1 protein-coding gene is annotated in these 1,325 nt (G+C 71.4%); it reads right to left on the bottom strand.

Going from position 1 to position 1,325, the window contains the following annotated elements; genetic code table 11:
• Positions 1–15 precede the first annotated feature (15 nt).
• A protein-coding gene (locus K1J50_RS18765; RefSeq protein WP_220119269.1) for an IS3 family transposase occupies positions 16–1,253 on the bottom strand; the annotation gives its coding sequence in 2 pieces (ribosomal slippage) (positions 16–917 and positions 917–1,253; 1,239 coding nt in all).
• Positions 1,254–1,325 lie beyond the last annotated feature (72 nt).

Here is a 1,325-nt window from a genome sequence, read left to right on the forward strand (position 1 = left end):
CTGGAGTGCACCCCGTCAGACCGGGCACACGGCTTGGGTTGCTGACTGCTGGGCGATGAGCTCGCGCGGCGAGAGCATGCGCAAGCCGCTATGGGGGTGGATGGCGTTGTAATCCTCGAACCGGGCGGGGAGCTGCTGCAGGACGGAGATGGCGTCCGGACGAGGGTTCGCCCGGAGGTAGTCGCGCTTCACGGTTTTGACGAAGGCTTCGCGGACGCCGTTGCTTTCCGGGCTGCGGACCGGCGTGAAGCGGGCGACGAGCTTCGGCGCGGTGGCGAAGTCCACCGTCTCGGCAGCGGCGTAGGCGGAGCCGTTGTCGGCAAGCCATTGCACCGGCTCCGGGGCGCGGACGGCGCCGAACCGGCGCTCGACGCACTCCAGCATCATGTCACGCACCATCTCGCCGCTGATCCCGGCGCCGACGGTGGCGACCCGGGCGATGACCTCGCGGTCGTGGGCGTCGATGGCGAAGGCGACGCGGACCATCTCGCCGTTCCAGCAGGGGATCTCAAAGCCGTCTGAGGCCCAGCGCCGGTTCGAGGCGGGGGCGACAGCGGTGCCCTCATGAGTGCGGATCGGCCGCCTGCCGGTGTGCGGCTGCAGCAGCAATGAGGCCTGGCGCATGAGGCGAAGGACGCGCTTTCGGTTGACCGGCGGCTCGCCGGAGGTCCGCCTGGCTCGGTTCGGCAAGGCCGCCACGCGACGGTAGCCGTAGGTCGGCCGCGCGTCGGCGATGGCGCGGATGTCAGCCAAGAGGTCGTCGTCGCCGACCCGGCGGTATGGGCCGCGGCGGCGGCGCTCGGGATGCCGGAGCTGCGCCACCGGGTTGGACCGGGCAACGCCGAGGGTGTCGGCCACCGCCTTCGCCGCGAACCGCCCGGTGGCGGCGACTGCAAGCGCAAGCTCGGTTTTTTGGGGCGGGCCTGGTCCAGCGCCTCACGGAGGATCCCGGCCTCCATCGTCTTGCGGCCGAGCAGGCGCTCCAACTCGCGGACCTTCGTCTCGAGTTCACGGACCCGGCTGGGGGAGACCACCTTCCCGTCCGCCCCGACAGCCTCCAGGCCACCCTCAGCCATCCGCCGCCTCCACCCGAACAGCAGGCTCGGGGAGACGCCGTGGAGCCGGGCGACGGCGAAGACCGTCATGCCGGGCCGGGTCGTCTCCTCGACCAGCCTGACCTTCCCCTCGGCAGTGTAGCGCCTCCGGCGCTCCCGGCCGGTGACGACTTCGACACGCTCGACGGGCTTCGACATAGGCGCACGCCTAGGCTCACACCTAGGCCCTCAGGTTGCGCCGGGTGTCCGGTCGAACTGGGGGCGCTCCAC

Origin of the sequence: Caldovatus aquaticus, from assembly GCF_019458025.1 — a bacterium.
In the GTDB taxonomy this organism is placed as follows: Bacteria; Pseudomonadota; Alphaproteobacteria; order Acetobacterales; family Acetobacteraceae; genus Caldovatus; species Caldovatus aquaticus.